This window comes from Caldimonas tepidiphila (assembly GCF_003569765.1).
Lineage (GTDB): Bacteria > Pseudomonadota > Gammaproteobacteria > Burkholderiales > Burkholderiaceae_C > Caldimonas > Caldimonas tepidiphila.
On sequence record NZ_QXMG01000142.1, the window covers coordinates 1 to 2,442 of the forward strand.

A 2,442-nucleotide genomic window follows, 5' to 3' on the forward strand; every position below is an offset into this window, starting at 1 on the left:
CATAACTCCGTCCGGGGTCAGGGGAATCTCGCTCTCAATCTATTTGCGCAACAAAGCCTCTACTGAGGGCATTTCGATAGCCGTTAGATGTGCCGATTAAAACCAGTAAGCGGCGAGGGTTAAAATTGAGGGTAGGTGGTCCAAGCCCATCATTGGGCTTGATATTTTTGGGGTTCGTTTCCTCCAACACTAGCACTGCGTCCTCAATTCCATCGCGATTAAGATCGCCGGTTGCAGTTGAAATCAGTCTCCAGCCTGTCGGAATCCAAATATCGAAGGAGCTAGGTGTATTGGGGAAAGTACTCGTGCCAACTAGGGTTAGCGCAAGAGCCATGTACCGGATGTGCGTAAACAATGTTCAATCCTCAGTGAAGTGTGATATGCCTAACTATATGCCTAACGGCTGGGGCGCATCACCAAGGCGGGCGACAGCTATCTGAGGACGCTGCTGATCCTCGGCGCCAGAGCGGTGCTGGCGAGTGCGGCGGACAAGAAGGACCGGCTGAGCCGCTGGGCCAAGGCGCTGGAGGCGCGATGCGGCTACTGGAAGGCGGTCGTGGCCATCGCGGCGAAGAACGCGAGGCTGGCCTGGGCGGTGCTGGCCAAGGGCGAGGAGTTCAAGGCCGAGCCGGCGTGAGCCCGGGGGCGAGTCGAGCAAGCGCGAATCACTGAAGCAGGAGCGACAGCACACGGACACCGAATCCACCACCGCGGGACGTTGAAAGCGTTGATGAATCAAGGTCAGACCTGCGCGGGAAGAGCTCGTTTAACTCTGGGAGGTGCCCCTTGGGGCGGCCTCGGCTAACGAAGGGAGCCCCCGCGCGCGTCTTTTATCAGGGCCGGCAGCATCAAGAGCTGCATCAGGGGCCGGTTGTAGTTGTTCAGTCCGCACCTTGACTCTCCGATCGACGCTGGGCAGGCGAAGCGCCACAGGTGGAATGGCTGGGAAATAGGCTTGAGGATTCGCTGCGCGAATCCTCAAGGAGGGTTATTGCTTGCGTGCGGGGGAAGCCCTTGTAGTCTGAGTTGAGCGCCCCGACCGGCGGCACGGCGGGGAGAAACAAACGAGCGCCGCACGCCGGGCGGGTGCGCTCGAACGGTCCGGTTAGCCGGGAATCTGGAGAACGACATGAAAGAAGCGACAGCAGACGAATGCCTCGAACTGGCACAAGCCTTGGAGCAACTGCGCGCGCAGAAGATCGTTGAGGCCGTTGCGGCACTTCCGATTGGAGGCAAGGATGCAGACATGCCGACGCAGTTCCAGGCCGGCTATCAGCTCGCCTGCGAAGAAATCATGACCCGGCTGCGCACCGAAGTTTGGGACGGCTGCTTGCCGCCCGTGGACAGCGCGCTTGCGGCCGGGAAAGCTTCGGGCAAGGTCGTGCAACTGCATCCGCGCATTCAGGGCTAACGTTAATTAGACTGCACTTCACCTACCGCCATCTGCAGCCTAAAAATTTGTGAACCATTGTGAAGCATGCCTTCTTCCCTGGGAAGACTCCCTAGTTCTAGGGGGAGAGCGTGCCTGCGTTAGGCTGACTAAAATTTTGCGGATGGAGCCTTCCTCGCCAACCCCTTCCGCAGCTCCTCCCCGTCTGCTGGACCGGGTTCGGCAGGAAATCCGTTTGCGCCATTACAGCCTTCGCACCGAGCAGGCATATGTGGACTGGGTGCGACGATTCGTGCTTTTTCATGACAAGCGGCACCCTCGTGACATGGGTGTCGTCGAGGTTGAGGCCTTTCTGTCTTACCTTGCTGTGGAGCGCCGGGTTTCCGCCTCCACGCAGAACCAGGCCAAGTCGGCCCTGCTGTTTCTCTACAAGGCGGTCCTGGAGCAGGACCTGCCCTGGCTGGGAGAGATCGTGCAGGCAAAGAAAGGCCGGCGCTTGCCGGTGGTGCTGACGCAGCGCGAGGTGCGCGACCTGCTCCAGCAGTTGAACGGCACGATGTGGCTCGTCTGCTCGCTGCTCTACGGCACCGGGATGCGCTTGCTGGAAGGCTTGCGGCTGCGCGTGAAGGACGTCGAGTTCGAGCGCCGCGAGATCGTCGTGCGCGAAGGCAAGGGAAACAAGGACCGGGTCACCGTCCTGCCGGAAAACCTCCTGCTGCCGCTGCGCGAGCAGTTGCAGCGCGCCCAGGCCGTGCACCGGCGCGATCTGGAGGCCGGCTTCGGCGAGGTCTGGCTGCCGGATGCGCTTGCGGCGAAGTATCCGCGCGCCGCGCGGGCCTGGGGATGGCAGTACGTGTTCCCGGGCAACGCTCGCTCGATCGATCCCCGCTCAGGAAGCGAGCGGCGGCATCACCTGCTCGAGTCGAGCGTGCAGCGGGCGCTGGCCGCCGCCGCGCACGGCGCCGGCATTTCCAAGCCCTGCTCGCCCCATGTGCGTATCTATTCACCCCCGGTGAGTTGAAGAGGACGAAGCGGTGCGCGGCCGAGGTGCA

Annotated in this window: 2 protein-coding genes and 1 pseudogene; all 3 read left to right on the top strand. The window is 61.7% G+C overall.

What is annotated here, in order from left to right; all coding sequences use genetic code 11:
* Positions 1–400: 400 nt before the first annotated feature.
* Positions 401–637, top strand: a pseudogene (locus D3A59_RS24745) (IS110 family transposase); the annotation flags it as partial.
* 492 nt (positions 638–1,129) lie between these two features.
* Positions 1,130–1,411 (top strand): hypothetical protein, encoded by a 282-nt coding sequence (locus D3A59_RS24750; protein WP_119157956.1) that lies wholly within the window; start codon positions 1,130–1,132, stop codon positions 1,409–1,411.
* Between the two features lie 142 nt (positions 1,412–1,553).
* Positions 1,554–2,411: an integron integrase gene (locus D3A59_RS24755; protein WP_119157957.1), complete on the top strand. Its 858-nt coding sequence runs from the start codon at positions 1,554–1,556 to the stop codon at positions 2,409–2,411.
* Positions 2,412–2,442 lie beyond the last annotated feature (31 nt).